Source organism: Halalkalibacter alkalisediminis (genome assembly GCF_028610705.1).
Taxonomy (GTDB): Bacteria; Bacillota; Bacilli; order Bacillales; family Bacillaceae_D; genus Halalkalibacter; species Halalkalibacter alkalisediminis.
In genome coordinates, this window is sequence record NZ_JAQQWT010000093.1 from 1 (window position 1) to 2,977 (window position 2,977).

Genomic DNA, 2,977 nt, shown 5'->3' on the forward strand with positions numbered 1-2,977 from the left:
ATATATGGACATTATAATCGTCTAATTCTGGATAGGCAATACCGTCAACTTTGGGGCATTTAAGGATGTCAATAACAACAATTAACAGAATTAAGAGATTGAAAAGGGTGAAAGAAAAATGGGGAAAATAAGTTTCTTTATGGGAATTGGATTGATAGTAATAAGTGGTATTTTATTTACTATGGAAAGATTTATTGCTGTATTCCAATACGCTAGTGAAAGTTTTCCAGTAAAGTTGAACGGAAATGGTTCTTATCCTGGTGAACCTAGTATGCCAGGTATCTTTGATAATTTCTTTGTTGGATTTTTGTTAGTTCTGGGAATAGTTTTATTAGTATTTGGGGCAGTTAAAGTCTTTACAAACACAAAATAACTCTTCAACTATTGGGTGCTTTTGTTCAAAGGCTTTGCAATGATCTTCAACAATCGGGCGCAATTCTGAAGTGAAGAATTGCGCTCTATCCTTATTTTAGGGCTATTTAATGGAATAAGGCTTTTTAATAAAATTGGATATTCATGCTGAATTGGTGTAGAGCTTGGAGAAGTTTAGATTAAAAAGGACTATTCGTAGTGATTGTAGAAATTAATAAAGAACATCAAAACATTAAGGAGGGATTTTAATGATTAATAAAGTTGGTCAAATTATGTTGTATGTCAATAACCAAGATGGCGCAGTGAATTTTTGGACAGAAAAAGTAGGGTTTAGTGTAATTTCTGATGAAGATAACGGTCAAGGAATGAGATGGATTGAAATTGCTCCAACAAAGGGTGCAGAAACAAGCATCATTCTGCACAATAAGGAATTCGTTGCTAAAATGTCACCTGAATTAAATCTTGGTACACCTTCTTTAATGTTTTTTACGGAAAATCTCGATGGATTACATAACGATTTATCAAGCAAAAATATCACAGTCGGGGAAATTGTAAATATGCCTTCTGGCAGAGTATTTAACTTTGCAGATAATGAAGAAAATTACTTTGCTGTAATGGAAAAAAAGTAATTTGCTAATAAATGGAATAACAATCAACAATTACTTATCGTACCTTTTGTGGAGCTGAGAACTCAACCAATATCCATTTTAGGCGGCTGACAGGAATAGTCGGCCGCCTTTTCAGCTAAACGGTAACGTTAGTTCAACAAGACATAGTAATTCAGATCTTCAACAATCGGGCGCGATTGTTGAACAACACAGGTAGAAAATGATCAAACGTTTTTATAAAAACCAAACTTAAATCTGCTATAACTAGTAATGGTTTTCACGCATTATAATGTTTTAGACCCTTACATTCTGACATTCAACTCAAGCATCATATTTACCCACAATTACTAAACATAATAATTGACCATTTATCTTGCCAACGTGGCTTTTATCCTTTTTTTTGAAGCAAAGCTGTATTTTAATGGGCTCATTACATAGAAAAGGGGAAACATTAAAAAGTTACATAATCAGATAAATAAAATTATGAACGTTTACACATACTTTTTAAAACGCATTGTAAATAAAGGGTGTGGGTTATTTTGGATTTAGCAAAAGAGTTAGTTATCCTTTTCTTTAGAATCATCACGATTTTACCTCTCATGCTTTTTATAACTCTCATGATGGGAAGACGTTCTATCGCTGAATTACCAGTATTTGATTTTTTAGTTGTACTTACACTTGGAGCGGTTGTAGGTGCTGACCTAGCTGATCCAAACATAGAGCATATTCATACTGGAGTTGCCGTCATCTTAATTGGTTTGTTTCAAGTGTTGGTGGCAAAATGGAAGATTAGAAACAGAAAATTTGGCAGATTAATTACGTTTGAGCCGACCATCGTTATCCATAATGGTATATTTCTGTTCAAAAACTTAAAGAAAATTCGTTATTCAATCGATAATATACTGCAAATGCTAAGAGAAAATGATGTATTTAATGTGAGTGACGTAGAACTTGCTATTATAGAGGCTAATGGTCAATTAACGGTCCATAAAAAACCTTCGAAGGCTAGCGTCACCATAGAAGATATCGGTCTTACAAAATCATCAACTGATCTCTCTTATCCAGTTATTATTGATGGGAAGCTGTATCAGGATGTATTAGGAAAATTAAAGCTTAATGAAGAGTGGCTTAACCAAGAATTAAGTAAGTTAGGCATCCTTGATATTAAATCCGTTTTCTTTGCGTCCTTAACTGAACAAAAACAGTTGCACGTTTCCTTAAAAGAAAACCAAATGTCACTAGTGCAAAACCTACCTCCCATTTTTCATTAATTCAGCGTTTATCATTAAAAAGTCCGCCGTTTCTATATGCCCGGAAGCAATTTAATAACCTTTTTTAAAAGAAGAATATTAATTCACTAATACCTAATGAAATCAATCCTATAAGCCCTGAGTAAATAGGAACTTTAGTCTGGGGTAGCGTCACATGCCCATCAAGGGGTAGTACCAGCGAAGCTGTCACCACCCGCAATAAGGAATGTTCAGTACAAATAAAGTTGTTTACTTTTAGAAAATCACTCGTGAATAAATCAAAAATACGTGACAAAAAAGTTGTTTACTAACCCCTTTATTTCACAATAGCGCCCGTTCGTATTATAAGGTTAACCAGATAAGAAAATATTTCTGGTTGACCTTTTTTTATATGGTCTTAATATAACAGTAGCCAGGGTAGAACGTAAGCGCCCGTGGGGCTTAGACCCCGTCAGTTAAACCGTTCACCCACTACTGGTAGAAACATGTTTGAGGCTGGTTGGGACTTAGATCTCGTATAACAAGCGAAGCTATGATACTACTAGAAGGAATTAGGGGTTACTGGCAAGTTTAATTTGAGGAGGAGATTTAGAATGAGTGATACTATGTCAAGAAAATGGACACATTGATTTGAGATTTTCTTTTTCTCCTACCGCGCTTTGCTTGCTGGCCACTAGATCAAGTTAAGGGACGAAACCCTTAACTTGATCTAGTGGTATTTCTAAGATGCTCTTTTGCTATATAACG

3 protein-coding genes are annotated in these 2,977 nt (G+C 34.7%); all 3 read left to right on the forward strand.

Going from position 1 to position 2,977, the window contains the following annotated elements:
• The first annotated feature begins 118 nt into the window (after positions 1-118).
• The gene (locus PQ474_RS25850) at positions 119-373 is read left to right on the forward strand and encodes a hypothetical protein (protein ID WP_273848450.1); all 255 of its coding nucleotides are present in this window, start codon (positions 119-121) and stop codon (positions 371-373) included.
• Positions 374-620: 247 nt separating this feature from the next.
• A complete protein-coding gene (locus PQ474_RS25855; RefSeq protein ID WP_273848452.1) occupies positions 621-1,001 on the forward strand; it encodes a VOC family protein in 381 nt (126 codons plus the stop codon).
• Positions 1,002-1,519: 518 nt separating this feature from the next.
• The gene (locus tag PQ474_RS25860) at positions 1,520-2,251 is read left to right on the forward strand and encodes a DUF421 domain-containing protein (RefSeq protein ID WP_273848453.1); all 732 of its coding nucleotides are present in this window, start codon (positions 1,520-1,522) and stop codon (positions 2,249-2,251) included.
• The last annotated feature ends 726 nt before the right edge of the window (positions 2,252-2,977 follow it).

Excerpts from the sequence above, each read along its gene's own strand:
- PQ474_RS25850 (WP_273848450.1), top strand. The coding sequence starts at position 119 with ATGGGGAAAATAAGTTTCTTTATGGGAATTGGATTGATAGTAATAAGT.
- PQ474_RS25855 (WP_273848452.1), top strand. The coding sequence starts at position 621 with ATGATTAATAAAGTTGGTCAAATTATGTTGTATGTCAATAACCAAGAT.